At 70.1% G+C, this 23525-nt stretch carries 24 protein-coding genes; 20 read left to right on the top strand and 4 right to left on the bottom strand.

Annotation, left to right across the window (positions count from 1 at the left end):
* Positions 1–167: 167 nt before the first annotated feature.
* Complete coding sequence (locus tag ACYQ1L_RS11070) at positions 168–1070, top strand: tyrosine recombinase (RefSeq protein ID WP_460004191.1); 903 nt, start codon at positions 168–170, stop codon at positions 1068–1070.
* A gap of 94 nt (positions 1071–1164) precedes the next feature.
* Here the strand turns inward: ACYQ1L_RS11070 and ACYQ1L_RS11065 are convergent, their stop codons facing one another.
* Positions 1165–1788: a murein hydrolase activator EnvC family protein gene (locus ACYQ1L_RS11065; protein ID WP_460004190.1), complete on the bottom strand. Its 624-nt coding sequence runs from the start codon at positions 1786–1788 to the stop codon at positions 1165–1167.
* A 292-nt stretch (positions 1789–2080) separates the two neighbouring features.
* On the opposite strand from ACYQ1L_RS11065, the gene rpsB reads away from it, so the two are divergent.
* The 9 genes from rpsB to ACYQ1L_RS11020 all read left to right on the top strand — a co-directional run bounded on the left by rpsB (position 2081) and on the right by ACYQ1L_RS11020 (position 8739).
* Positions 2081–2962, top strand: coding sequence for a 30S ribosomal protein S2 (rpsB, locus tag ACYQ1L_RS11060; RefSeq protein WP_460004189.1), 882 nt, complete (start codon positions 2081–2083; stop codon positions 2960–2962).
* Positions 2963–3042: 80 nt separating this feature from the next.
* Complete coding sequence (gene tsf, locus ACYQ1L_RS11055; protein ID WP_159575951.1) at positions 3043–3870, top strand: translation elongation factor Ts; 828 nt, start codon at positions 3043–3045, stop codon at positions 3868–3870.
* 108 nt (positions 3871–3978) lie between these two features.
* Positions 3979–4695: a UMP kinase gene (gene pyrH / locus ACYQ1L_RS11050; RefSeq protein WP_159575950.1), complete on the top strand. Its 717-nt coding sequence runs from the start codon at positions 3979–3981 to the stop codon at positions 4693–4695.
* Between the two features lie 98 nt (positions 4696–4793).
* On the top strand, positions 4794–5348 hold the full coding sequence (frr, locus tag ACYQ1L_RS11045; protein ID WP_460004188.1) for a ribosome recycling factor: 555 nt from the start codon (positions 4794–4796) through the stop codon (positions 5346–5348).
* Between the two features lie 8 nt (positions 5349–5356).
* A complete protein-coding gene (locus ACYQ1L_RS11040; protein WP_460004187.1) occupies positions 5357–6400 on the top strand; it encodes a phosphatidate cytidylyltransferase in 1044 nt (347 codons plus the stop codon).
* Positions 6397–6978, top strand: coding sequence for a DivIVA domain-containing protein (locus ACYQ1L_RS11035; RefSeq protein WP_460004186.1), 582 nt, complete (start codon positions 6397–6399; stop codon positions 6976–6978). Before ACYQ1L_RS11040 ends, ACYQ1L_RS11035 begins: the two co-directional genes overlap by 4 nt.
* Positions 6979–7162: 184 nt before the next feature.
* On the top strand, positions 7163–7726 hold the full coding sequence (locus tag ACYQ1L_RS11030; RefSeq protein WP_460004185.1) for an aggregation-promoting factor C-terminal-like domain-containing protein: 564 nt from the start codon (positions 7163–7165) through the stop codon (positions 7724–7726).
* Between the two features lie 13 nt (positions 7727–7739).
* Positions 7740–8024, top strand: a complete 285-nt coding sequence (locus ACYQ1L_RS11025) for a hypothetical protein (RefSeq protein ID WP_460004184.1) — start codon at positions 7740–7742, stop codon at positions 8022–8024.
* 1 nt (position 8025) lies between these two features.
* Positions 8026–8739, top strand: coding sequence for an alpha/beta hydrolase (locus ACYQ1L_RS11020; protein WP_460004183.1), 714 nt, complete (start codon positions 8026–8028; stop codon positions 8737–8739).
* Here the strand turns inward: ACYQ1L_RS11020 and ACYQ1L_RS11015 are convergent, their stop codons facing one another.
* On the bottom strand, positions 8740–9798 hold the full coding sequence (locus tag ACYQ1L_RS11015) for an AI-2E family transporter (RefSeq protein WP_460004182.1): 1059 nt from the start codon (positions 9796–9798) through the stop codon (positions 8740–8742). It lies immediately after the preceding gene.
* 186 nt (positions 9799–9984) lie between these two features.
* Between ACYQ1L_RS11015 and ACYQ1L_RS11010 the strand changes: the two genes are divergently transcribed.
* The 3 genes from ACYQ1L_RS11010 to ACYQ1L_RS11000 all read left to right on the top strand — a co-directional run bounded on the left by ACYQ1L_RS11010 (position 9985) and on the right by ACYQ1L_RS11000 (position 13563).
* The gene (locus ACYQ1L_RS11010; protein WP_460004181.1) at positions 9985–11844 is read left to right on the top strand and encodes a DUF8094 domain-containing protein; all 1860 of its coding nucleotides are present in this window, start codon (positions 9985–9987) and stop codon (positions 11842–11844) included.
* Positions 11841–12785 carry a tetratricopeptide repeat protein gene (locus tag ACYQ1L_RS11005; RefSeq protein ID WP_460004180.1) on the top strand — a complete coding sequence of 315 codons (945 nt, stop codon included), beginning with the start codon at positions 11841–11843 and terminating at the stop codon, positions 12783–12785. Before ACYQ1L_RS11010 ends, ACYQ1L_RS11005 begins: the two co-directional genes overlap by 4 nt.
* A gap of 94 nt (positions 12786–12879) precedes the next feature.
* Complete coding sequence (locus tag ACYQ1L_RS11000; RefSeq protein WP_460004179.1) at positions 12880–13563, top strand: DsbA family oxidoreductase; 684 nt, start codon at positions 12880–12882, stop codon at positions 13561–13563.
* 13 nt (positions 13564–13576) lie between these two features.
* Here ACYQ1L_RS11000 and ACYQ1L_RS10995 read toward each other — a convergent pair whose 3' ends face one another.
* Positions 13577–14068, bottom strand: a complete 492-nt coding sequence (locus ACYQ1L_RS10995; protein WP_460004178.1) for a glutathione peroxidase — start codon at positions 14066–14068, stop codon at positions 13577–13579.
* A gap of 59 nt (positions 14069–14127) precedes the next feature.
* On the opposite strand from ACYQ1L_RS10995, the gene dusB reads away from it, so the two are divergent.
* From dusB to ACYQ1L_RS10960, 7 genes are all read left to right on the top strand, one after another.
* A complete protein-coding gene (gene dusB / locus ACYQ1L_RS10990; RefSeq protein WP_460004177.1) occupies positions 14128–15282 on the top strand; it encodes a tRNA dihydrouridine synthase DusB in 1155 nt (384 codons plus the stop codon).
* A complete protein-coding gene (locus ACYQ1L_RS10985) occupies positions 15272–16672 on the top strand; it encodes a deoxyguanosinetriphosphate triphosphohydrolase (protein WP_460004176.1) in 1401 nt (466 codons plus the stop codon). Before dusB ends, ACYQ1L_RS10985 begins: the two co-directional genes overlap by 11 nt.
* Positions 16672–18549 (top strand): DNA primase, encoded by a 1878-nt coding sequence (gene dnaG, locus ACYQ1L_RS10980; protein WP_460004175.1) that lies wholly within the window; start codon positions 16672–16674, stop codon positions 18547–18549. Before ACYQ1L_RS10985 ends, dnaG begins: the two co-directional genes overlap by 1 nt.
* Positions 18550–18602: 53 nt before the next feature.
* Positions 18603–19373 carry an ATP-binding cassette domain-containing protein gene (locus ACYQ1L_RS10975; protein WP_460004174.1) on the top strand — a complete coding sequence of 257 codons (771 nt, stop codon included), beginning with the start codon at positions 18603–18605 and terminating at the stop codon, positions 19371–19373.
* 254 nt (positions 19374–19627) lie between these two features.
* The gene (istA, locus tag ACYQ1L_RS10970; protein WP_460004173.1) at positions 19628–20878 is read left to right on the top strand and encodes an IS21 family transposase; all 1251 of its coding nucleotides are present in this window, start codon (positions 19628–19630) and stop codon (positions 20876–20878) included.
* Positions 20878–21660 carry an IS21-like element helper ATPase IstB gene (gene istB / locus ACYQ1L_RS10965; protein ID WP_460002272.1) on the top strand — a complete coding sequence of 261 codons (783 nt, stop codon included), beginning with the start codon at positions 20878–20880 and terminating at the stop codon, positions 21658–21660. Before istA ends, istB begins: the two co-directional genes overlap by 1 nt.
* A 72-nt stretch (positions 21661–21732) precedes the next feature.
* Positions 21733–22011: a VOC family protein gene (locus ACYQ1L_RS10960; protein ID WP_460004172.1), complete on the top strand. Its 279-nt coding sequence runs from the start codon at positions 21733–21735 to the stop codon at positions 22009–22011.
* 418 nt (positions 22012–22429) lie between these two features.
* Here the strand turns inward: ACYQ1L_RS10960 and ACYQ1L_RS10955 are convergent, their stop codons facing one another.
* The gene (locus tag ACYQ1L_RS10955; RefSeq protein WP_460004171.1) at positions 22430–23446 is read right to left on the bottom strand and encodes a hypothetical protein; all 1017 of its coding nucleotides are present in this window, start codon (positions 23444–23446) and stop codon (positions 22430–22432) included.
* Positions 23447–23525 lie beyond the last annotated feature (79 nt).

Here is a 23525-nt window from a genome sequence, read left to right as displayed (position 1 = left end):
CTCCTCCTCTGCAGTCGTGCGTGGCCGGGTCCGCGCACGGCCGGAGTACCTCCGCGCCTCCGGGATTCCGCCTGCTGCCGGCTCACCCGCCCGCTCCGGGGCACCTGCTGCTCGCGTGCGCCGCGCGTGCTCCCGCGCTCCGACCACGGGAAGAGCATGCTGGGTCCATGCGGGTATCCGAGGCGGCTGCGGAGTTCACGGCGCACCTGACGCAGGTGCGCCGGCTGTCGCCCGCGACCGTGCGCGCCTATCGCTCGGACCTGGCCGACCTGGCGGCCGCCACCGAGGACGCCGAGCTCGCAACCGTGGACCTCGAGGCCCTGCGGGACTGGCTGTGGCGCGCGACGCAGCGCGGCGACGCCCGTTCGACTCTCGCCCGGCGCACCGCAGCTGTGCGCTCGTTCTTCGCCTGGGCCGTCGAAGCAGGGCTCGCCCCTGCCGATCCCGCGCTGCGTCTGGTGACGCCGAAACGCGGACGCACCCTTCCGGCGGTCGCGTCGGCCGATGGGATGCGGGTGCTCCTGGACGAGGCGCGCGACGCGGCGCTCGAGGGCGATCCGATCAGGCTGCGCGACAGCGCGATCCTCGAACTGCTCTACGGCTCCGGCGTGCGCGTCTCCGAGCTGTGCGGGCTCGCCGTCGACGACCTCGATCTCGACCGCGGAACGGCGCGTGTGGTCGGAAAGGGCGGCAAGGAACGGGTGGTGCCGTTCGGAGCGCCGGCGCGGGACGCCGTCGCTTCATACCTGCGGCGTGCGCGACCGGTCTTGGTCGCGAGGACGGAGCGGCCCGGGCCTGCGCTCTTCCTCGGCGCACGCGGAGGCGCCCTGGGCCCGCGCACCGTGTACGAGCTCGTCGCACGCGTACTGGCGCCGGTGATCGGCGCAGAGACGGTCGGCCCGCACGCCCTGCGCCACTCGGCGGCGACGCATCTCCTCGACGGCGGTGCCGACCTGCGTGCCGTGCAGGAGATCCTCGGCCATGCGAGCCTCGGCACGACCCAGATCTACACGCATGTCTCGGCGGAGCGGCTCGCGGCGAGCTACCGTCTTGCCCACCCGCGCGCATGACGCGGCCACGGCTTTCGGCGCGGCCGCCCTCTCGCCCGCGCCGGGCGGACGCGGTCAAGCGCTCGTGCGCCAACGGCGCGACGTCGACCGCCTTTCAGCAGGGCCCGGCTCCGCACGGCAGCAGCACGGCGCGGGGCGCGCCACCGAACAGCAGCATCGGATTGACGTAGACGCCGTTCCAGCGGACGCCGAGGTGCACCGTGCCGGAGCGCGCGTGACCCCCTGTCGCCGTACTCGCCACGACCGCGCCTCGGCGTACTGCGGCGCCCGGGGCCAGCGTCGTGGTGGCGGGCTCGAACGTGGTGACGAGGCCGTTGCCGTGATCGATCGTGAGCAGCGGCCGGTCGACGACCGTCCCGACGAACGCCACCACTCCATCGGCGGGGGCGCGCAGGTCCCCGGACGCGGCGATGTCGATGCCGCGATGGCCGGAGCCGTACGCGTGGGCGGGCGCGCGGAACGGCTCGACCACAGAGCGCGGACCGTTCACCGGCCACAGCCAGTCGCCGTCGGGGAGAGGCGGCCCCGACGCGCCCCCGAGGGAACGCTCTGCCGCGATGGCGCCCGCAAGCGGGGGACCGGCGGCGACGGCGGCCGGCGCCGCCGATGGACCGAGCACCGGAGCGAGCACGCCGAGCAGCGCTGCGACGAGCGCGAGGACGCGGAACCTGCGGACGGATCCGCGGGCGGCGTCGGACAGCAGCGGCGGGCGAGACATGCATCCAGCCTGAGCCGATGCACGTCACATGCGACGGAGGGAGGCGCAATCCGTGCAGAGACCATGGGGCGAGCGCGTTGTGCGGACCGTCCACGCGAACGGCGTGGTCCGAGGCCGCGATCCTGATATGCTTGCAGGGCATCCCGTGTGTCGGGGTGACTACGCGTGCCCACAGCGTTCAACGTGGCGAACACTCCACAGGTCCCTCGGAAGAGGGCGGAGTGCGCGCCGGGCACCAGGATCGCCGGTCGGCCGACCGGCAGCACAACCTCAACCAGCAAGGAGCACGACCATGGCCGTCGTCACCATCCGCCAGCTGCTCGACAGCGGCGTTCACTTCGGACACCAGACCCGCCGGTGGAACCCGAAGGTGAAGCGCTTCATCCTCACGGAGCGCAGCGGTATCCACATCATCGACCTGCAGCAGTCGCTCGGCTACATCGACAAGGCCTACGACTTCGTCAAGGAGACCGTCGCGCACGGCGGCACCATCCTCTTCGTGGGCACCAAGAAGCAGGCGCAGGAGATCCTCGCCGAGCAGGCCACCCGCGTCGGCCAGCCCTACGTCAACCAGCGCTGGCTCGGCGGCCTCCTCACCAACTTCTCCACCATCGCGAAGCGCCTCGCCCGCATGAAGGAGCTCGAGGAGCTCGACTACGAGAACCCGGCCGCCTCGGGCTTCACGAAGAAGGAGCTGCTGCTCAAGAAGCGCGAGCTCGACAAGCTGCACAAGTCGCTCGGCGGCATCCGCAACCTCGCCAAGACCCCGTCGGCCCTGTGGGTCGTCGACGCCAAGCGCGAGCACCTCGCGATCGACGAGGCCAAGAAGCTCGGCATCCCCGTGATCGGCATCCTCGACACCAACGCCGACCCGGACGACTTCCAGTACCCGATCCCCGGCAACGACGACGCCATCCGCTCGGTCTCGCTGCTGACCCGCATCATCGCCGACGCCGCGGCCGAGGGCCTGCAGCAGAAGCACAACCCCGAGGCCGGCGACGCCGAGCCGCTCGCCGAGTGGGAGCAGGAGCTCCTCGAGGGCGCTGACGCTCAGGCCGCCGCGACCGAGTCGGCCGCCGACGAGGCCGGCGCTGCCGCGCACGACGAGACGATCGCCGCTGCCGCCGGTGAGACGGTGGCCGAGGTCGCCGGCGCCGAGTCCGCCGACAAGTAATCACCGTACGGATCGGCCGGCCCGAGGCCGGCCGATCCGCGCTCACCACGCACACACACCAAGCAAGGAGCCAGCACAACATGGCCAACTTCACCATCGCCGACATCAAGGCGCTGCGTGAGCAGCTCGGCACGGGAATGGTCGACACGAAGAAGGCGCTCGAGGAGGCCGACGGCGACGTCGACAAGGCCGTCGAGATCCTGCGCCTGAAGGGTGCGAAGGGCAACGCCAAGCGCGCTGACCGTTCCACCAGCGAGGGCCTGGTCGTCGCCCGCGAGCAGGACGGCGCCGTGACTCTCGTCGAGCTCGCCTGCGAGACCGACTTCGTCGCCAAGAACGAGCGCTTCATCGCGCTGGCCGACAAGGTCGCCGACGCGGTCGCCGCCGTCAAGGCGAACACCGTCGAGGAGGGCCTCGCGGCCGACGCCGGCGGCCAGACCGTCGAGCAGCTGATCTCTGACGAGGCGGCCATCATCGGCGAGAAGGTCGAGCTGCGCCGCGTGCGCACGCTGACCGGCGACGCGTTCCAGGTGTACCTGCACCGCACCAGCAAGGACCTCCCGCCGCAGGTCGGCGTTGTCGTCGCCTACACCGGTGACGACGCGGAGACCGCGCGCAGCATCGCGCAGCACATCTCGTTCGCGAACCCCTCCTACCTCACGCGTGAGGACGTCCCGGCTGCGGACGTGGAGAAGGAGCGCGAGATCGTCACCGAGATCTCCCGCAACGAGGGCAAGCCCGAGGCCGCCCTGCCGAAGATCGTCGAGGGCCGCGTCACCGCGTTCTTCAAGCAGGTCGCCCTGCTCGAGCAGGACTACGCCAAGGACAACAAGCTGTCCGTGGGCCAGGTCGCGAAGGACGCCGGCATCACCGTGACCGGCTTCGCGCGCTTCAAGGTCGGCGCGTAACAGCATCGAAGGGGTTCGGATCCACCAGGATCCGGACCCCTTCGTCATGCCCGCACCCGACCCGGGTGCTCGGCACGATATCTTTTCCCAGACGAGAGGAATCACTCCATGACCGAACGACAGGGTCGACGCCGCGTCGTCCTCAAGCTCTCCGGTGAGGCCTTCGGCGGCGGCCAGCTCGGGGTCAACCCCGACGTCGTCAGCCAGATCGCCCGCGAGATCGCGGCGGCCACCGACCGCGTCGAGATCGCCGTGGTCGTCGGCGGCGGGAACTTCTTCCGCGGCGCCGAGCTCAGCCAGCGCGGCATGGACCGCGCCCGTGCCGACTACATGGGCATGCTCGGAACGGTCATGAACGCGCTCGCGCTGCAGGACTTCCTCGAGCAGGCCGGCGCCTCGCCGCGCGTGCAGTCCGCCATCGCCATGACCCAGGTCGCCGAGCCGTACCTGCCGCTGCGCGCGGAACGGCACATGGAGAAGAGCCGAGTCGTGATCTTCGGCGCCGGCGCGGGCCTGCCCTACTTCTCGACCGACACCGTGGCCGCGCAGCGCGCGCTGGAGATCGGCGCCGACGAGGTGCTCGTCGCCAAGAACGGCGTCGACGCGATCTACACCGCCGACCCCCGCACCGACGCCTCCGCTGAGCGCATCGAGGAGATCACCTTCCAGGACGCACTCGTGCGCGGCCTCAAGGTGGTCGATTCGACGGCGTTCAGCCTGTGCATGGACAACGGCATGGACATGCGCGTGTTCGGCATGGAGCCTGCGGGCAACATCACCCGGGCGCTGCTGGGCGAGCCGATCGGCACGCGCGTCATCGCCTGACGCCGTCAGGATCCCGGGTCGCGCACGCGGCGTCGGCCCGGGATCCGTGTCGCGCCCCCGATAGACTTGAGACGAAATCCCTGACGATAGGAGTCACCGTGATCGCGGATGTCCTCGCCGACACCACCTCCCGCATGCAGCGCGCCGTCGAGGCCGCCAAGGAGGACTTCAGCACGGTGCGCACCGGCCGTGCGAACCCGCAGATGTTCCAGAAGGTCCTGGTGGACTACTACGGCACGCCGACTCCGCTCGCGCAGCTCGCGTCGCTCGCGAACCCCGAGGCGCGTTCGCTCATCGTCACGCCGTACGACAAGTCGGCCCTCAAGGCGATCGAGCAGGCGATCCGCGACATGCCGAACCTGGGCGCGAACCCGTCCAACGACGGCAACATCATCCGCGTCACCATGCCCGAGCTGACCGCCGAGCGGCGCAAGGAGTACGTCAAGCTCGTCAAGAGCAAGGGCGAGGACGCGAAGGTGCACGTCCGTGGCATCCGTCGCAAGGCGAAGGACGAGCTGGACGCGCTGAAGAGCGAGCTCGGCGAGGACGAGATCGCCCGCGGCGAGAAGGAGCTCGACGCTCTCACGCGCCAGCACGTCGACCTCATCGACGAGGCCGTGAAGCGCAAAGAGGCCGAGCTCCTCGAGGTCTGAGAGCGCCGATGAGCAACCCGTCCGGCGACGACGACGCGTCGAGCATCCCGCCACGACCGCCGCTTCCGCCGCGTCATGGCGAGGCTGCGCCGCCCCGTGCAGGCGAGAACCTGCAGGCGCAATGGCAGGCGAAGAAGGCCGAACTCGAGACGCACGTCTCGCATGCCCGTGACCAGCTCGACCAGGCGAACGAGCGGATCAAGGAGCGCACCGGCCGTGATCTCGTGGTCGCGATCGGCGTGGGCCTGCTGATCGGGGGAGTGATCCTCGCGTCCCTGCTGGTCGCGAAGTGGTCGTTCGTCGTGATCGGTCTCGCGATCATCCTGCTCGCCGTCTGGGAACTGGTGCTGGCCCTGCGCGCGGGCGGGCGCAAGGTCGACCTCTGGCCGCACCTGGTGCTCGGCGCCGGGCTCGCGGCAAGCGGCTACTTCGCCGACCCCTGGCTGTGCTGGGTGATGCTGTTCGTGGCCGTCTTCGGCGTGATCGTGTGGCGGCTGCTGTCCCAGATGATCGTGAAGGACGGGCGCACCTACGGCGACGTGCTCACCGACGCCCTCGCCGCCGGCTTCGTACAGGTCTACGTGCCGTTCCTCGGCGCGATCGTGCTGATGCTGCTGCATCAGCCCCGCGGCGAGTGGTGGGTGCTCGCCCTCATCGTCGTGGTGGTCGTCACCGACACCTGCGCCTACGCGTCGGGGCTGCTGTTCGGCCGCGGCGGCCGTCACCCGATGGCGCCGCGGGTCAGCCCGAAGAAGACGTGGGAGGGCTTCGCGGGTGCCGTGCTCGGCTCACTCGTAGCCGGTGTCCTCGTCGGCGTCTACATGCTGGGCGTGCCCTGGTGGGCCGGTCTCATCCTCGGCGCGGCGCTGGTCGCCTCCGCCACGATCGGCGACCTCGGGGAGTCGCTGCTCAAGCGCGATCTCGGCATCAAGGACATGAGCTCCTGGCTGCCCGGCCACGGCGGTCTGCTGGACCGTCTGGACAGCGTCCTGCCCTCCGCGGTGGTGGCGCTCGCCCTGTACATCCTCTTCACCCCACTGGTGGCAGCATGACCGATTCCGCGCGATCCGACAGTGCACCCCGGGCGGCCGCCCCGAGCTTCCCCGTGGCGTCCCGCCGGGAGAAGGGCTACCAGCGCGCCGCCGTCGACACGTTCCTCGGGCGTGCGCGCCGCGCCTTCGAAGAGGAGGCGGAGGGAATCGGCTCGGCCGACATCCGCGCGGCCTCGTTCCCCCTCGTGCGCGGCGGCTACGACATCGCCGCCGTGGATGCCGCGCTGGCCCGCGTCGAGGAGGCCTTCGCCCAGCGCGAGCGTGCGGTCGTGGTCGCCGCGGACGGTGCCTCGGCATGGGTCGGACGCGCACGCACCGAGGCGCAGATCATCCTCGACCACCTCAGTCGGCCGGCCGGGCATCGCTTCGCGCGCACAGGCCTGCTCACCTTCGGCTACCGGGTGGACGAGGTCGACCACGTGGCGATGCGGATCGTGCGCTTCCTCCGCGACGGAGATGCGCTGACCGCCGAGCAGGTGCGCCAGACCGCATTCCGGATGCAGCGCCGGGGATACCGCGAGGAGCAGGTCGACGCCCTGCTGGACGCGACGATCGACGTGCTGCTGGCGATCCGCTGAGCGATTCTCATGGTGGATTCAGGTTCGCCTGGCTAGAATCGGTGCCATTGTGACTCCCGATAACGATTCGATAGCGGCGCGCACCCGAGGCGCCGTGCAGAACGCAGCAGCCACAGCGGCCCGTTCCGGCGCGAAGAGGTCGAAGGGCCGGAGCGCGACGTCAGCCGTGTTCGCAGGACTCGCGGTGGTGGGATTCTCCGTCGCGATCCTGGCCCCCGCCGGCCTCGCGATGTCCGCGCCCGAGCCTGCTCATGCGACGGTCACGACCGCGTACGCGCTCGCCACGCGCGATGCGCAGAACATCACCGTCTCGGTGCACGGAGTGACCGCGAAGCCGCAGACGCGGGACGCCTTCGACGTGTACGTCAAGCCCAAGCCGACGCCGACGCCCGAGCCCGTCGTCGCCTCGAGCGACAGCTCCTCGTCGGACTCCGGATCCAGCGAGCCCGCGCCGATGTTCTACAGCGGCGGCGGCGCCCCCGCGGAGTGGATGGCGGCCGCCGGCATCGCTTCGAGCGACTGGGGCTACGTCGACTACATCGTGAGCCGCGAGAGCGGCTGGAACCCGAACGCCACGAACAGCAGCTCGGGCGCCTGCGGGCTGGTCCAGGCGCTGCCGTGCAGCAAGGTCCCGGGCAACGGCTACGACCCGGTCGACAACCTGCGCTGGGGCAACGGCTACGCCGTGGGACGCTACGGGAGCTGGGGGGCCGCGCAGGCGTTCTGGGCCGCCAACAACTGGTGGTGAGCAGCGCTCGCCCATGCCACGCTCGCACAGACGACGTCCGGAGCGCCCGCACGACGATTCGCTCGACCGCCTGATCGCAGGATGGAAGCGCACCGAGGTGCGTGCAGGATCCGAGTGGTACGTCCAGCCGCTGACGGCGGCGCAGGCGCAGAAGGAATACGTGTGCCCCGGCTGCTCGGGGCTGATCACGGTCGCCACGGCTCATGTCGTGGTCTGGCGGGCCGACGGTGTTCTCGGGGACGCCGCCGACCTCGCCGCACGCCGGCACTGGCACAACGGCTGCTGGCGGAGGGGCTGAGATGGAGATCCGCGGGCCTCGGCTGCTGCCCGCGCGGCGCGAGGACATCGAGCTGCGCACAGAGGACCGGCTGCGCCTGGTGGGTGAGCTCGCGCTGCCGGAGGCGGCGGATCCGGTCGCGACGCTCGTCACGCTGCATCCGCTGCCGACGGCAGGCGGCTTCATGGACTCGCACATCCTGCGCAAGGCGGCCGCACGCCTGCCCGCCCTCGCCGACCTCGCCGTGCTGCGCTTCAACACCCGTGGCACCTCCTCTCCGCGCGGGACGAGCGAGGGCGCCTTCGACGCCGGCCACGGCGAGCGGCACGACGTGGCCGCCGCGATGGCGTTCGTACAGGAGCGCGCGCTGCCCCGCCCCTGGCTCGTGGGATGGTCCTTCGGCACCGAGCTCGCGCTCAAGTACGGGCGCGGCCACGACATCGAGGGCGTCATCCTGCTCTCGCCTCCGCTGCATCGCGCCACGGAGGACGAGGTCGCCGCGTGGGCGCAGGACGATCGACAGGTCGTCGTGCTGGTGCCCGAGCTCGACGACTATCTGCGGCCCGCCGAAGCCATCGCCCGGTTCGCGTCGATCCCGCATGCGCATCTCATCGCCGTCGACGGAGGCCGACATCTCTGGGTGGGGGAGAGCCAGACCCGCCGTGTGCTGGACGAGATCGTCTCCGCGGTGAACCCCGGCGCGCTCCCTCTGGCGCGGGAGTGGCCCGCGCCCTGACTATCTCTCGTTCATCCGCGGGATGAGCACTTGGCGGTAGATGATCAGGATGCTCGCCGCGACCGGGATCGCGATGAGCGCGCCCAGCAGACCGAGCAGCGCGCCCCCGGACAGCGCGGCGATCACGACGACCGCGCCGGGCACCGATACGGCGCGGTTCATCACGCGCGGCGAGATGACGTACGCCTCGATCTGCATGTAGATGAGGTAGTAGATCGTGGCGACCAGCGCTGTGATCGGCGTGGAGCTGAGGCCCAGGCACACCAGCACGATGATGGTGGATCCGGTGAGCGTCCCGACGAGAGGGATCAGGGAGAAGAAGAACGCGATCACGGCGAGCACGATCGAGAACGGCGCCTGGATGATCGACAGGAAGAACAGGCTCAGCACGCCGTTGATCAGCCCCATCGTCACCTGGCCCATGACGTAGTAGCCCACTGAGGCGGTGATCTGCTCGGCGAGGTCGATGAAGCGGTCCCGCTTCGACGCGGGGACGACCTGGTACACCGCGCCCTTGAGCGAGGGGATCGCCGCCGTGAAGTAGATCGTGAGGATCAGGATGATGAACGTGCCGCTGATGCCGGCGAACAGCGCCCCGCCGACGACGATCACGCCCTGTCCGATGGAGCTCGAGATGTCGCCGAGGTTCTTGTTCAGCCAGTCGTTCACATAGCCGAATACGGTGTCCACATCGAGATTCGGGAACAGGCCCTCGAGCCAGTGCTTGAAGTCCGCCATGGCCGTGCCGCTGTTGACGATCTCGGTGATCTGCTTCACGAGCAGCGAGATCTGATTCACGAGGATCGGGATCACCATCAGCACGATGCCCACGAACGCGCCGAGCACCACCACCACCGTGATCAGCACGGCCGCCCACCGCGGCAGGCGGCGCCGCGTCAGCCAGCTCACCATGGGGTCCAGGCCGAGACTCAGGAACAGGGCGGTGCCCACGTACAGCAGGATGGTGGACAGGTTCTGCAGGCTCTGGATGAGCAGGATGCCGAGGCCGACGCCCAGCGTCGCCACCAGCGCGGTGCGGAACGGGTTGTGCAGCTTCATGGGATCCTCTGTGCTCGGTCCACCAGCGTAACCGTGGAGGACGGCGGAGCGCGGAAGCACCGCGCGGGAGAAGGCGCTGAGCCCCCGGAGGGCGCCCTCGTGGCATCCATACAGGTCGTTTCGCTAGTCTGAAACGTCGAGCGGAGATCGCGGGTGACCGCCCGTGGATCGCGGAGGAGACTATTCGTGCGTTTTGTATGGGCCGTCCTGGCCTTCGTCCTGGCGGCCGTCCTGATCGGGACGGGCATCGCGCAGCGGACCATCTTCCTCGGCCCCAAGGACGTCTCGGCCGAACTGACGGTGAGGACGCCCCAGGCCTACACGGTCATCGACTCCGCAGTGCTGCGCGCGCATCCCGGGGAGCAGACGCTCATCGCGCATGGCGACGGCACCATCTTCGTCGCCCAGGCGCGCACTGCTGATCTCGAGGCCTGGCTCAGCGACACCAGCTACAACCGGATCACGCTCGGCAAGGAGGGCAAGACCTCTGCGAAGGTCGTCGAGCCGACCGTGGCGAAAGAGGACAACGAGCGCAACCCGGCGGGCTCCGACCTCTGGCTCGACAGCTTCTCCGACAAGAACGCCCTGATCGACCGGATGCAGGTGCCGGAGGGCGTGAGCGTCCTCGTGGCCTCTGACGGCAAGGCGGACGCTCCGGCCGATGTGACCCTGAAGTGGCCGCTCGACACGGCGACCCCGTGGGCCGGCCCGCTCATGGTCGCCGGCGGGATCTTCCTGCTGGCGGGGCTCGTCCTCTACGTGCTCGCGATCCGGCACGCCCGCCGCAGGCGCGGCCCGCGTCGCAAGGCTCCGCCGCCCCTGCCCATCACCGAGCCGATCGACGTCGCCGAACGCGAAGCGATGGAGGCCGCAGACGCCGAGGCGCCGAGCGGAGAAGGCCCCGAGAGCGCCGCGCCGGCGGGTCACGGCGATTCTGCGCCGACCGCTGAGGGCACCGTGCGCGAACGCCGCGCCGTGCGTCCGCGACGCCGCGCCCTGCTGTTGCTTCCGGCGGTCGGGGTGACCGCCGCCCTCCTCACCGGGTGCACGCCGGACATCTGGCCGCACGTCGCGTCCTCGCCCACGCCGTCGCCGACGGAGACGCAGGTCGCCGAGGCCGGTCAGCAGGCGCCGGCCGTCACGCAGGCCCAGGCCTCCCGGATCCTGGAGAGCATCTCGGCGACGCTCGCGGACGCCGACAAGAACCTGGATGCGACGAAGGCGGAGACCCGCCTGGAGGGCGCCGCCCTCGAGGCGCGCAAGACCGCATACGCCGTGCGCAAGAGCGTGACCGACTTCAGCCTTCCGCCGGCCATCCCTGCCGACAAGATCAAGATCCTCGTGCCGCAGGCGTACGACTCGTGGCCGCGCACGGTGCTCATGCTGGTCGAGCACGGCAACGACGAGAAGGTCGCGCCGCTGATCATGACCATGACGCAGCCGGACCCGTGGTCGAACTACAAGATCTCCTCCGTCGCGGAGATGCAGGCTGCAGCACGGCTGCCGAACATGGCTCCCGCGTGGCTGGGCGCCAAGCTCACCCCGCCGGACTCGCCGTTCCTCGCCGCGGAGCCGAACCAGCTCGCCAAGGAGTTCGCCAACGTCATCGACCAGGGTGACAAGAGCGAGTTCCACGACAAGTTCGACAAGACCGCGCTCGCGTTCGCGAAGTCGGTGCAGGACAGCCGTGCCGCACTGCAGCAGGCGCTCAAGGATGCGAACGCGGACACGACGTCTAGCCTGACGTTCGCCGCGAGCGCCGGATCGGACAAGCCCGTGTCGATGTCCAGCATCGACAGCGGCGCGATCGTGGCCGTCACCGTCGAGGATTCGCAGACGATCAAGCCGACCTCGGCGGACGCCGTCATCAAGCTCGACAAGAACCCCTCTGCGAAGGCGTTGACCGGTGTCGATCAGTCCGCCACCGGCTTCGTCTCGGTGTACGGCGTGCAGCTGTTCTTCGCCGTCCCGGCGCAGGGATCCGATGACAAGATCACGCTGCTGGCCGCGTCCCAGCAGCTGAAGAGCGTTACGGAGATCAAATGACCGAGTTGTCCGCAGCCGCGCTCCGCGGCGCCGTCGACCTGTCCCCGCTGCGCAACCGCCCGCCGGCGCCCGCACCCGGCGAGCCCGCGCCCGCCGCCGGCGAGGGCGGCTCCTTCCCGCTCATCGTCGATGTGACCGATGCCACGTTCGGGCAGGTGCTGGAGCTCTCCCAGAGCGTCCCCGTGGTCGTGGACCTCTGGGCCGAGTGGTGCGGTCCCTGCAAGCAGCTGAGCCCCGTGCTGGAGAAGGTCGTCACGGAGCTCGCCGGCCGCCTCGTGCTGGCGAAGGTCGACGTCGACGCCAACCCGCAGCTCGCCCAGGGATTCCGCGCCCAGTCGATCCCGATGGTGGTCGCGCTCGTCGCAGGCCAGCCCGTGCCTCTGTTCAACGGCGCGGTGCCGGAGGAGCAGGTGCGCGAGGTGTTCGCGCAGCTGCTGCAGCTCGCCGCTCAGCACGGCGTCACCGGCACCATCCCCGTCGGCGACGCGGGTGCGGCGGGAGACGCGCCGGAGCCGGAGGCGCCGCCGCTGCCCCCACTGCATCAGGCGGCGTTCGACGCCATCGAGCAGGGCGACTACGCCGCCGCGATCGACGCGTACGAGAAGGCGCTGGCAGAGAACCCCCGGGACGAGGACGCACGGGCCGGGCTGGCCCAGGTGCGCCTGCTGCACCGAACTCAGGGGCTCGACCTGAACGAGGTGCGGGCCGCGGCCGCTGCAGCGCCCGCGGACATCGACGCCCAATTCGCCGTGGCGGATCTCGACGTCGCCGGCGGGCACGTGGCCGACGCGTTCGATCGCCTGCTCGACCTGTTCACAGCTGTCCCCGCCGAAGAGCAGGGACGGGTGCGCGAGCGCCTCGTGGAGCTGTTCGGGCTCGTCGGCGACGCTGACCCCCGGGTGACGGCCGCGCGTCGGCGCCTCGCCACGCTGCTGTTCTGACCCCTGGCCGGACCGCGGCGCATCAGGCAGCGTGCGACAAGGACTGCAGCCACCGCTCGGAATACCGCTCAGGAACATGCGGTTGAATCGAACCGTGAGCGAACCCATCTCGATCGACATCTGGTCCGACATCGCCTGCCCGTGGTGCTACATCGGCAAGCGCAATCTGGAGGCGGGACTCGCGGCCACCGCCGACGACGACGATGCCCCCGAGGTGAACATCACGTTCCACTCGTTCGAGCTGTCGCCGGACACGCCCGTCGACTTCGAGGGCGACGAGGCGGACTTCCTGATGGGCCACAAGGGCATGCCGCGCGCCCAGGTCGTGCAGATGCTGGACCGCGTCACCGGCATCGCGAAGCAGGCCGGTCTCGACTACCGCTTCGATCTCCTCCAGCACACCAACACGGTCAAGGCGCACGAGCTCCTGCACCACGCGAAGACGCAGGGCCGCCAGCACGACATGGAGGAGCGGCTCATGTGCGCGTACTTCACCGAGGGCCGGCACGTCGGGCGCATCGACGACCTCGCCGATCTCGCGGCGGAGATCGGGCTGGACCGCGAAGAGGCGCTCGAGGCGCTGCGCACCGACCGGCACCTCGCCGATGTGCGCGCCGACCAGGCGCAGGCGCGGGCCTACGGAATCCAGGGTGTGCCGTTCTTCGTCATCGACGGCCAGTACGGCGTCAGCGGTGCGCAGCCGCCGGAGGCGTTCGCCGGCGTGCTGCGCGAGCTGTGGGCGAAGCGCGGCGAGAACGCCGAGGTCGTCGAGGGCTGACCCGCGGCGGCCCTCAGCCGAGCGCTTCCTCGATCGCCGCGACGATCTCGGGAGCGTCCGGCACCTGCCGCGGCCGGAACCGCCGGACGGATCCGTCGGGCGAGACGAGGAACTTCTCGAAGTTCCACTCGACGCGTCCCGCCCTGCCGTCGGCATCCGCGGTCTGCTTCAGCTCCTTGTACAGGTCGGCGGCGTTGCGGCCGTTCACCTTGACCTTGTCGTTGATGGGGAACGAGATTCCGTAGGTCGTCGAGCAGAACTCGAGGATCTGGTCCATGGATCCCGGCTCCTGGCCGAAGAACTGATTGCACGGGAAGCCGACCACGGTCAGCCCGCGGTCACCGAAACGGCGCTGCAGCTCCTCGAGCTGGGCGTACTGCGGCGTGAGACCGCACTTGGAGGCCACGTTCACCACGAGCACAGGACCCGGGCCGTAGTCGTCGAGGGTGCGTAGGGCGCCTTGGGCGTCGGCGAACGGGATCTGGCGCAGCGGGGTGGCGGACATATGCACAAGCCTAGGCGGGCGGGGATCCTGCGGTCCGGATCTGGGACAATGGAGGGGATATGACTCTCGCCCCTGCCTCCGTCCGGCCCCTGCAGATCGGCCCGCTGCGCATCGACGTCCCCGTGGTGCTCGCGCCGATGGCGGGCATCACCAACACCGCGTTCCGGCGGCTCTGCCGCGAGTACGGCGCCGGCCTGTACGTGAGCGAGATGATCACGTCCCGCGCGCTCGTGGAGCGCAACGCGATCACCATGCGCCTCATCCAGCACCACGAGAGCGAGACGCCGCGCTCCATCCAGCTCTACGGGGTGGATCCGGCCACGATCGCCGAGGCCGTGCGGATCATCGTCGCCGAGGATCGCGCAGATCACATCGACCTCAACTTCGGCTGCCCGGTGCCCAAGGTCACCCGCAAGGGTGGCGGCGCTGCGCTGCCGTGGAAGATCGGCCTGTTCTCCGAGATCGTCCAGCGCGCCGTGAAGGCCGCCGGCGACGTCCCGCTCACGGTGAAGATGCGCAAGGGCATCAGCCGCGACCACCTGACGTTCCTCGACGCAGGCCGTGCGGCCGAGGACGCGGGCGCCGCCGCCGTCGCGCTGCATGCGCGCACCGCGGGGGAGTACTACTCGGGCCATGCCGACTGGTCCGCGATCGGCGAGCTGAAGGAAGCCGTCACCTCGATCCCGGTGCTCGGCAACGGCGACATCTGGAGCGCGGACGACGCCGTGCGGATGATGACGGAGACGGGCTGCGACGGCGTCGTCGTCGGTCGGGGATGCCTCGGCCGGCCGTGGCTCTTCGGCGAGCTCGCCGCAGCGTTCGGCGACGAGAACGCCGTGCAGGTGGATGCGACGCTCGGCTTCGTCAAGGACGCCTTCCGCCGTCACGCGGAGCTCCTGGTCGAGTTCTTCGAGGACGAGGACCGCGGCTGCAAGGACATCCGCAAGCACGTCGCCTGGTACTTCAAGGGCTATCCCGTGGGCGGCGACATCCGCTCCGCGCTCGCCCGGGTGTCGACGCTGCAGGAGATCGACGACATCCTGGGCACCCTGGGCGACGCGCCCTATCCCGGTGCCCCGGCCGAGGGACAGCGCGGGCGGGCGGGCACGCCGAAGCGCACGGCGCTGCCCGACGGCTGGCTCGACTCGCGTGAGGTCGAGGCCTCCGTCACCGACATGATGCGCGGCGCCGAGGTCGAGAACAGTGGCGGCTGACGCGGCGGCAGGAGGCCTGCCGCTCGCGCCCGGCTACGACGCGCACGACGCCGCACGCTTCTTCGCCGAGACGCACCGTTCCGAGCGGGACGACTTCGCCCGCGACCGCGCCCGCGTCCTGCACTCCGCAGGACTGCGCCGGCTGGCCGCGAAGACCCAGGTGCTGAGCCCGGCCTCGACAGCCGACTTCGCACGCAACCGGCTGACCCACTCGCTCGAGGTCGCTCAGGTGGGCCGCGAGCTCGCCGTCGCGCTGGGAGTCTCGGCCGACGTCGTCGACACCGCCTGCCTCAGCCACGACCTCGGCCACCCGCCGTTCGGGCACAACGGGGAGCGGGCGCTCAACGAGTGGGCGGAAGACATCGGCGGCTTCGAGGGCAACGCGCAGTCCTTGCGGATCCTGACCCGGCTCGAGGCCAAGGTGCTCGATGACCAGGAGCGCTCCGTCGGACTGAATCTGACCCGCGCCAGCCTCGACGCGACCTGCAAGTATCCGTGGACGGCGGACAGCCCGCTGCCGGACCCCGGCGGGCGTCTCAAGTTCGGCGTGTACCCCGAGGACGAGGACGTGTTCCGGTGGATGCGGGAGGGCGCTCCGGGGCGCCTGCGCTGCATCGAGGCGGAGATCATGGACCTGTCCGACGACATCGCCTACTCGGTGCACGACTTCGAGGACGCGATCGTGAACGGTTACCTCGATGTGGCTCAGCTCGCGGATCCGGCCGAGCATCACGCGCTCGTCTCCCGGATCCAGCAGTGGGTCGGCTACGACTACACGCGCGAAGATCTCGCCGATGCGCTGTACCGGCTCACGCGTCAGCCGATGTGGCTCACCTCCTTCGACCGCTCCCGGCGCGACCTCGCCCGCCTGAAGAACCTCACGAGCGACATGATCGGCCGCTTCGCGCGGGCCGCCGTCTCGGCGACCCGGGAGGCCTACCCCGGAGCCAACCTCGCCCGCTACAACGCGCATGTCGTGGTGCCGAAGGTGATCGACGCGGAGATCGCGGTGCTCAAGGGCATCATGGGGCAGGCCATCGTGACGATCGATGCGCGCCGCGGCGTCTACAAGGAGCAGCGCCGCGTGCTGAAGCGCCTGGCGGACGCGCTCTGGTCGACGGACGCCCTGTGGACCGCCGGTGCCGATGTGCTGGAGCCCGCCTTCGCCGCGGACTTCCACGACGCCACTACCGATGCGGAGCGCCGCAGGGTCGTGGTCGACCAGGTGGCGAGCCTGACGGACCAGACCGCGGTGGACTGGCACAACCGCCTGGTCGGCGACATCGACCCCGCCGAGGTCGGGATCTGGACGCCGCGGCACGCCCGGCCGCGCGCGGCGCACGCCCGACCCGCGACGGTGCACGCGCTCTCGAGCGACGGCGGCCGCTGATGCCGCGGATCCTGCAGGCCGACGTCGACGAGGTGAAGTCGCGCACGAACATCGCCGACATCGTGGGGGAGCGGGTCTCCCTGAAGTCCGCGGGCGTGGGATCGCTGAAGGGCCTGTGCCCCTTCCACGACGAGAAGAGCCCCAGCTTCCACGTGCGCCCTCAGGTCGGCTACTACCACTGCTTCGGCTGCGGCGCGTCGGGGGACGTGTACTCGTTCCTGCGGGAGATGGACCACGTCAGCTTCACCGAGGCCGTGGAGCGCCTCGCCGCGCGCGTGGGATACCCCCTGCATTACGAGGACGGCGGACCCGCCCCGGAATCGAGCGGCCGCAGCCGGCTGTACGCCGCGAACACCGCCGCCGCCGAGTTCTTCCGCGGCCAGCTGCTCAGCCCCGAGGCCGAGTCCGCCCGCGCGTTCCTGGGTCAGCGCGGGTTCGATGCCGGTGCTGCCGCGCACTTCGGCGTCGGCTACGCACCGCGCGGCTGGGACGGCATGCTCAAGGCGCTCACCGCGCAGGGCTTCACCCGCGACGAGCTCACCGCGGCCGGCCTCGTGTCAGCCGGCCAGCGCGGCGTCTACGACCGGTTCCGCGGACGCGTGGTGTGGCCGATCCGCGACGTGACCGGCCAGACCATCGGCTTCGGTGCGCGCAAGCTGTACGACGACGATCAGGGCCCCAAGTACCTGAACACGCCCGAGACGCCGATCTACAAGAAGGCGCAGGTGCTCTACGGGCTGGATCTCGCCAAGCGCGACATCTCCCGGGGAGATCCGAAGCGTGTCGTCGTGGTGGAGGGGTACACCGATGTGATGGCGTGCCATCTGGCGGGGGTCACGACGGCGATCGCGACCTGCGGGACGGCGTTCGGCGCCGAGCACATCAAGCTGCTCCGCCGGGTCATGGGCGACGACTCCGCGTCCGGTGAGGTCGTGTTCACCTTCGACGGCGACGAGGCCGGTCAGAAGGCGGCGCTGCGCGCGTTCGCCGAAGACGACAGGTTCAACGCGCAGACGTTCGTCGCGGTGGCTCCCGACGGACTGGATCCGTGCGACCTGCGCCTGCAGCGCGGTGACCAGGCCGTCCGCGGGCTGATGTCCACCAAGGTGCCGATGTTCGAGTTCGTGATCGACCGGAAGATCGCCTCCTTCGACCTGGGCACCGCAGAGGGCCGGGTGGGCGCGCTCCGTGCGGCCGCGCCGATCGTCGCCGAGATCCGCGATCCGCTGCTGCGCCCCGAGTATGAGCGCATCCTCGCCCGCCGGCTCGGCATGGATCCGACCGATGTGCACGCCGAGGTGCGCCGCCACGAGCGCCGTCGGCGCGAGGGAGGCGCAGCGGGGCGCGAGCAGGCGCCCGTCCAGGCTGTCGCCCCGCAGGCCGCGGGCGAGGCACTCGCTGCGGGACCCGTCGTGACGCTGGCCTCGCTGCCGCGCACCGGCGATGCGCCCCTCGAGCGTGACGCCCTGATGGGCGCCCTGCAGTACGGTCACCAGCTCGACGCCGATCTGCTGCAGCGGGCCGTCGGCATGCCGTTCGCCGTGCCCGCGCTGGACGCGGTGCGCGAGGCGATCGCGCAGGTGCCGGATCGGCGACGCCCCGGATGGGCGCTGCAGGCTGTGGACGCCGTGCGCGAGCCGTACCGGGCCCTGGCCGGGGAGCTGCTCATGGCGGCCTTCCCCGCCCGCAACGAGGAGGGCGCGAGGGCGTCTGCCACGGATCTGTGCCGTCGTCTCATCGTCCGCGGCCTCGAGCGGGAGAAGAGCGAGCTGCTCGGCGCGATCCAGCGCCTGCCCGCCGACTCGGACGGCGCCAGGGCGATCGCCCGCCGGCTCGTCGAGATCGACGCCGAACGGCAGCGGAACCTCGAGTCCTGAGGCACGGCGGTTCTGCACCCCCGGTGCGCACCGGGTTGGGGCAGGATGGAAGGATGGCGCGTTCCAGCGGGGATCCATCGGCGGCGATCGTCTGCGAGGACATCGTGATCGACCGGATCGGCCATTCCGCGCCGACGCGCGCCATCGACGGTGTGACGTTCACGCTGCCGCCCGGGGAGCTGATGTGCATCGCCGGCGCGACCGGATCCGGCAAGTCGACCCTGGTGGGGGCGCTGGCCGGGGCGGCCGACCCTTCGATCCGGGTCGTCGGCGGCTCCGCGACGGTGTGCGGCGTGTCGGTGCGTCACCCGGGGCGGCGCCTTCGTGAGCTCACCTACCGGGCCGGCTACCTGCCGCAGAACGCCGGCGCGCTGCTGACGCCGCAGCTGACGGTGCAGGAGATCATCGCCGAGCCCATCCTGCAGCGCGAGCGGCGGGTGAATGTGAAGGCGCTCTCGATCCGGGTGGCGACCCTGCTGGACGAGCTGCACCTGCCGCTCGGACTCGCGGCGTCGTTCCCGTACGAGCTCAGCGCCGGGATGCGCCAGCGCGTCGCGATCGCGCGCTCTCTGGTGCTCGACCCGAAGGTGCTGATCGCCGACGAGCCGCTCGCCAACCTCGACCTGGAGGTGCGTCCCGTCGTGTTCGCCGCGATCACCCGGCGTCGCGCGGAGCGGGGCATGGCCGCGCTGCTGGTGAGCAACGACGCCGCCTTCGCCCGTGAGCTGGGAGCCGAGACGCTGATGATCCGGGAAGGGCACGTCATCGCGCGCGGCGCGGGAGCCGACCTGCTGTGGACCCCCGGGGCCGACCACGCCGTCTGAGGAGGACGTCGGACGTGACGCAGGAGCCGGCTGGTTCGCGTCACACGGACTTTGTCGGTCGCCGAGGGGCGGTGCGAGACTCGGCACATGAGCTCAGATGCAGTCATCGCCGTCGCGATGTTCACCATCGCCGACCAGGATTCCGCGGTCGGCTTCTTCACCGGCACCCTCGGCTGGGAGGTCCTGTCGGCGACGCGTGAATACTGACCCCGTAGCGTCGGGGAATCTTGACCCCCTCCGAGCACTCTTGGAGGGTGATCAACTTGGAAGACTGGGCAGAGATTCGTCGGTTGCATCGGGCGGAGAACGTGCCGATCAAGGCGATCGCGCGGCGGTTGGGGATCGCGCGGAACACGGTCCGGTCCGCGCTCGCGTCTGACGCGCCGCCGAAGTATCAGCGGGCCGGGAAGCAGTCGCTGGTCGACGCGGTCGAGCCCGAGGTCCGCAAGCTGTTGATGGTGGACGCGAAGATGCCGGCGACGGTGATCGCGCAGCGCATCGGGTGGCAGCACTCGCTGACGATCCTGAAGGACCGGATCCGGCAGATCCGCCCGGAGTACGCGGGTGTCGACCCGGCGGACCGGTTGGTGCATGAGCCGGGGCAGGCGGCGCAGATGGACTTGTGGTTCCCGGAGCCGCGGGTCCCGGTCGGGTTCGGGCAGGCGGCGATGCTGCCGGTGCTGGTGATGACGCTCACCTATTCGAGGTTCCTGTCCGCGTTGATGTTGCCGTCCCGGCAGGCCGGGGACCTTCTGGCGGGGATGTGGCAGCTGATCTCGCAGGTCGGCGCGGTGTCCAAGACGCTGGTCTGGGATCGGGAGGCCGCGATCGGCGGGAAGGGGGTGGTGACGGCCGCGGCAGCCGCGTTCGCCGGGACGCTGGCAACCAGGGTGGTGTTGGCGCCGCCGCGGGATCCGGAGTTCAAGGGCATGACCGAACGCAACAACGGGTTCCTGGAGACCTCGTTTCTCCCCGGCCGGCAGTTCGCCTCGCCGGCGGACTTCAACACCCAACTCGCGGACTGGCTGCCCGTCGCGAACAGCCGGACGGTCCGCTCGCTCCGCGGAAGGCCGATCGAGGTGCTGGACCGGGACATCGCGGCGATGACGGCGCTGCCGCCGCGTCCGCCGGCGACGGGCCTGCAGACGCGGGTCCGGCTGGGGAGGGACTACTACGTCCGTGTCGACGGGAACGACTACTCCGTCGACCCACGGGTGATCGGCCGGCTGGTGGATGTCACCGCGACCCTTGAGCGGGTGATCGTGGTCTGCGACGGCACCGCGGTCGCCGACCACGACCGCTGCTGGGCGACCGGCGCGGTGGTCACCGACCCTGCCCACGTGATGATCGCGAAGGGGCTGCGTTCGCAGTACTCCGCAGCGAAACGCGACCGGGAGCGGGCGGGCCGGGTCCTGCCGGCGCAACGGGTGATGTTCCGGGACACCTCCGACTACGACGTGCTGTTCGGCGTGGACTTCGACCCCACTACCGGGGAGGTGTTCTGATGCCCGCCACCGATATCGCCGCGACGATGGGCTACCTCGCCCGGGCGCTGAAGACCCCCACGATCGGGCGGGTCTGGGAGCAGCTGGCTGTCACGGCGCGAGCGGAGGGTTGGTCGCACGAGGAGTATCTGACCGCGGTGCTGCAACGCCAGGTCGCCGATCGGGAAGCGTCGGGCACCAGCCTGCGGATCTCCGGCGCGCACTTCCCCGCGGTGAAGACCCTTGAGGACTTCAACGTCGACCACCAGCCCACGCTGCGCCGCGACGTGCTCGCGCACCTGGCCACGATGACCTGGGTTCCGAAAGCGGAGAACGTGGTGCTGCTCGGCCCGCCCGGTGTCGGCAAGACCCATCTCGGCATCGCGCTGGGGATCAAGGCCTGCCACGCCGGCTACCCGGTCGCGTTCGACACCGCCACCGGATGGGCCGCCCGCCTGCACGCTGCGCACCGCGACAACCGGCTCGAGCACGAACTGAAACGACTGCGCCGCTACCGACTGCTGATCATCGACGAAGTCGGCTACCTGCCCTTCGACGCCGACACCGCGAACCTGTTCTTTCAGCTCATCGCGCACCGCTACGAACAGGGCTCGATCCTCGTCACCTCGAACATGCCGTTCGGCCGGTGGGGTGAGATCTTCGCCGACGACATCGTCGCCGCCGCGATGATCGACCGCCTCGTCCACCACGCCGAGGTCCTCACCCTCGGCGGCGACTCCTACCGAACAAGGGCCCGACGCGAGCTCCTCAAGACCCCGCCCACACCGGGCGCGGACCACTAACCACACAACCCGAGGGGGTCAACTTTCGCCGACGAAAAGGGGTCAGTTTTCAACCGACGTTGACAGGTCCGCATGGACGTGACCTGGGGCGAGGGCGAGAACGCCGGGCGCTGGGTCGAGGTGGCGCCCGCCGGGTCGACCGCGCGCCTCGCGCTGAACCCGCCCATGGGCGGCCAGCCCGGCGGCGGTTCGATCGGCATCGAGGTCGCCGATCTCGGCGCGGAGAAGGAACGGCTGCAGGCTGCCGGGCTCGAGATCGCGAACGAGATGCCGGCCGGCGGACCCGTGCCGGCGATGTTCTCGATCAACGACCCGGACGGCAACTGGATCTGGGGGGTCCAGGCGGGCTGACGTTGCGGACGTCGAGGCGGGGCGACGTGTCGCGCCCCGCCTCGCGCGCGCGGATCGGGCCCGAGTGGCCGCCGCGCCCGGAGACGACGAAACCCCGTCGCGAGGACGGGGTTTCGGGGGATTGCTCCCCGGCTTGGACTCGAACCAAGAACCTGCCGTTTCTGTGCCTGGTGCTTCGGGCTGGGATGAAGGCGTCTCATCTGATGCGGACAAGGCGGGGGAATAGTCCAGGTCGGCGGCTATTTCTAGCCGTTGATTCCAGTTCCCCCGTCAGAACCAAGATACTTGTTCGGACGTGTCGGGACCATTCGAAACGTGACGAAACTTGCCCCGTGGAGCGGGTTTCTGGCCGGTTAATGGCCGGTGGATCGTGCCTGCGGAGCGGGGCCATACACGGCTCCGATACCGGCCTCCGCTGTCAGATCCGGTAGTCGTCGTGGACGACGATCCGGGCGAGGACGAACGTCCCGCCGGGGACCGCCCAGTAGTGCAGGCGACGGGCGGACGGTGACTTCTGCTCGACATACGATCGCCATGCGACGGCACCGTCGTCGCGTTCCTCGCCGAGCTTGTGCGCGTCCCTGTCTTGCCGGGTCAGCACGCGAACGCAAGCACGCGCGATCTTGTCTCGGAGCGTCGCGTCGGCGCCGGCTATCTCATCCACGGATGCTGAGAACTCCTCGCCCAGGGTGAACATCGCCAAGGCCAGGTCCGGCTTCTGCTCGGCCGGGACCTGCGCCGCCCAGGTGGTGTGGATCCGGTAGCTGATGTCATCGCCGGCGTCGAGGAAGAACCGTGCCGGACGATCCAGGGACGGGGCGGTGTCCCGGTCTCGTTTGCGGAGCTTCGACGACTCCTGGCGAGCTTCGCTGAGCTGCCGAGTGAGCACCTCGAGCTGCTTACGTGACGCCTGCAGGTCCGTACGCAGCGTGCGGTTCTCCGAAAGGAGATCATCTGCACTGTCAGTGGCGGCCTCAGCATCCGACGGCACTGCGCGCGGCTTCCAGCTCTTCGCGGCACGGCGTGCAGCGCGACGATCCGGCCGGACTGTTGTCCGATCCTGTTCAGAGCAGAGATGCGCCTGAAGCCGGCGTACGACCTGGTCGCCGTCGGAACGGGTGCGTGCAGTGAACAACGGCGACGCATCATCCTCGATCGAACCCGCGGGGTACAGGCGTGTTGCGCCACCATACACGTGCAGGTCCGGATGCCCGAGCTCGGTGAGCCGATCGGACAGCCAGTTCGACGCCTGCCGGGACACCGCCGCAATGTCCGCCTCGGAACCGACAGCCCGGTCGAGATCATCAAGCGGCACGAACGACGCGTCTCGACCAGACGGAGTCGTCACGACAATCAGCGGGATCGCTCGCTCCGTATCCACGATCAACTCGGCAAGGTCACCGGCGGTGCGTCTGGAATCGACAGATCTCAGCATGAACTTCCCCCTCGTGCTCGATCGAACGATCTAAGCACGAGGGACGGACTGCTGGGAGGCGTCATCGACTGCTCTAGCA

The sequence above is a fragment of the Microbacterium xylanilyticum genome (assembly GCF_054654695.1).
The sequence above is the reverse complement of the archived record's forward strand: the minus strand, read 5'-3'. Positions and strand labels throughout refer to the sequence as shown.

Bases quoted from the DNA above. Each gene is read 5' to 3' on its own strand.
- ACYQ1L_RS10975 (WP_460004174.1), top strand. From the start codon at position 18,603: ATGGCGCGTTCCAGCGGGGATCCATCGGCGGCGATCGTCTGCGAGGAC.
- ACYQ1L_RS11035 (WP_460004186.1), top strand. From the start codon at position 6,397: ATGACCGATTCCGCGCGATCCGACAGTGCACCCCGGGCGGCCGCCCCG.
- ACYQ1L_RS11005 (WP_460004180.1), top strand. From the start codon at position 11,841: ATGACCGAGTTGTCCGCAGCCGCGCTCCGCGGCGCCGTCGACCTGTCC.
- istB (WP_460002272.1), top strand. From the start codon at position 20,878: ATGCCCGCCACCGATATCGCCGCGACGATGGGCTACCTCGCCCGGGCG.
- dusB (WP_460004177.1), top strand. From the start codon at position 14,128: ATGACTCTCGCCCCTGCCTCCGTCCGGCCCCTGCAGATCGGCCCGCTG.
- dnaG (WP_460004175.1), top strand. From the start codon at position 16,672: ATGCCGCGGATCCTGCAGGCCGACGTCGACGAGGTGAAGTCGCGCACG.
- rpsB (WP_460004189.1), top strand. From the start codon at position 2,081: ATGGCCGTCGTCACCATCCGCCAGCTGCTCGACAGCGGCGTTCACTTC.
- ACYQ1L_RS11065 (WP_460004190.1), bottom strand. From the start codon at position 1,788: ATGTCTCGCCCGCCGCTGCTGTCCGACGCCGCCCGCGGATCCGTCCGC.
- ACYQ1L_RS10960 (WP_460004172.1), top strand. From the start codon at position 21,733: ATGGACGTGACCTGGGGCGAGGGCGAGAACGCCGGGCGCTGGGTCGAG.
- ACYQ1L_RS11015 (WP_460004182.1), bottom strand. From the start codon at position 9,798: ATGAAGCTGCACAACCCGTTCCGCACCGCGCTGGTGGCGACGCTGGGC.
- tsf (WP_159575951.1), top strand. From the start codon at position 3,043: ATGGCCAACTTCACCATCGCCGACATCAAGGCGCTGCGTGAGCAGCTC.
- pyrH (WP_159575950.1), top strand. From the start codon at position 3,979: ATGACCGAACGACAGGGTCGACGCCGCGTCGTCCTCAAGCTCTCCGGT.
- ACYQ1L_RS11070 (WP_460004191.1), top strand. From the start codon at position 168: ATGCGGGTATCCGAGGCGGCTGCGGAGTTCACGGCGCACCTGACGCAG.
- ACYQ1L_RS11020 (WP_460004183.1), top strand. From the start codon at position 8,026: ATGGAGATCCGCGGGCCTCGGCTGCTGCCCGCGCGGCGCGAGGACATC.
- ACYQ1L_RS10995 (WP_460004178.1), bottom strand. From the start codon at position 14,068: ATGTCCGCCACCCCGCTGCGCCAGATCCCGTTCGCCGACGCCCAAGGC.
- ACYQ1L_RS11040 (WP_460004187.1), top strand. From the start codon at position 5,357: ATGAGCAACCCGTCCGGCGACGACGACGCGTCGAGCATCCCGCCACGA.
- ACYQ1L_RS11025 (WP_460004184.1), top strand. From the start codon at position 7,740: ATGCCACGCTCGCACAGACGACGTCCGGAGCGCCCGCACGACGATTCG.
- ACYQ1L_RS10955 (WP_460004171.1), bottom strand. From the start codon at position 23,446: ATGCTGAGATCTGTCGATTCCAGACGCACCGCCGGTGACCTTGCCGAG.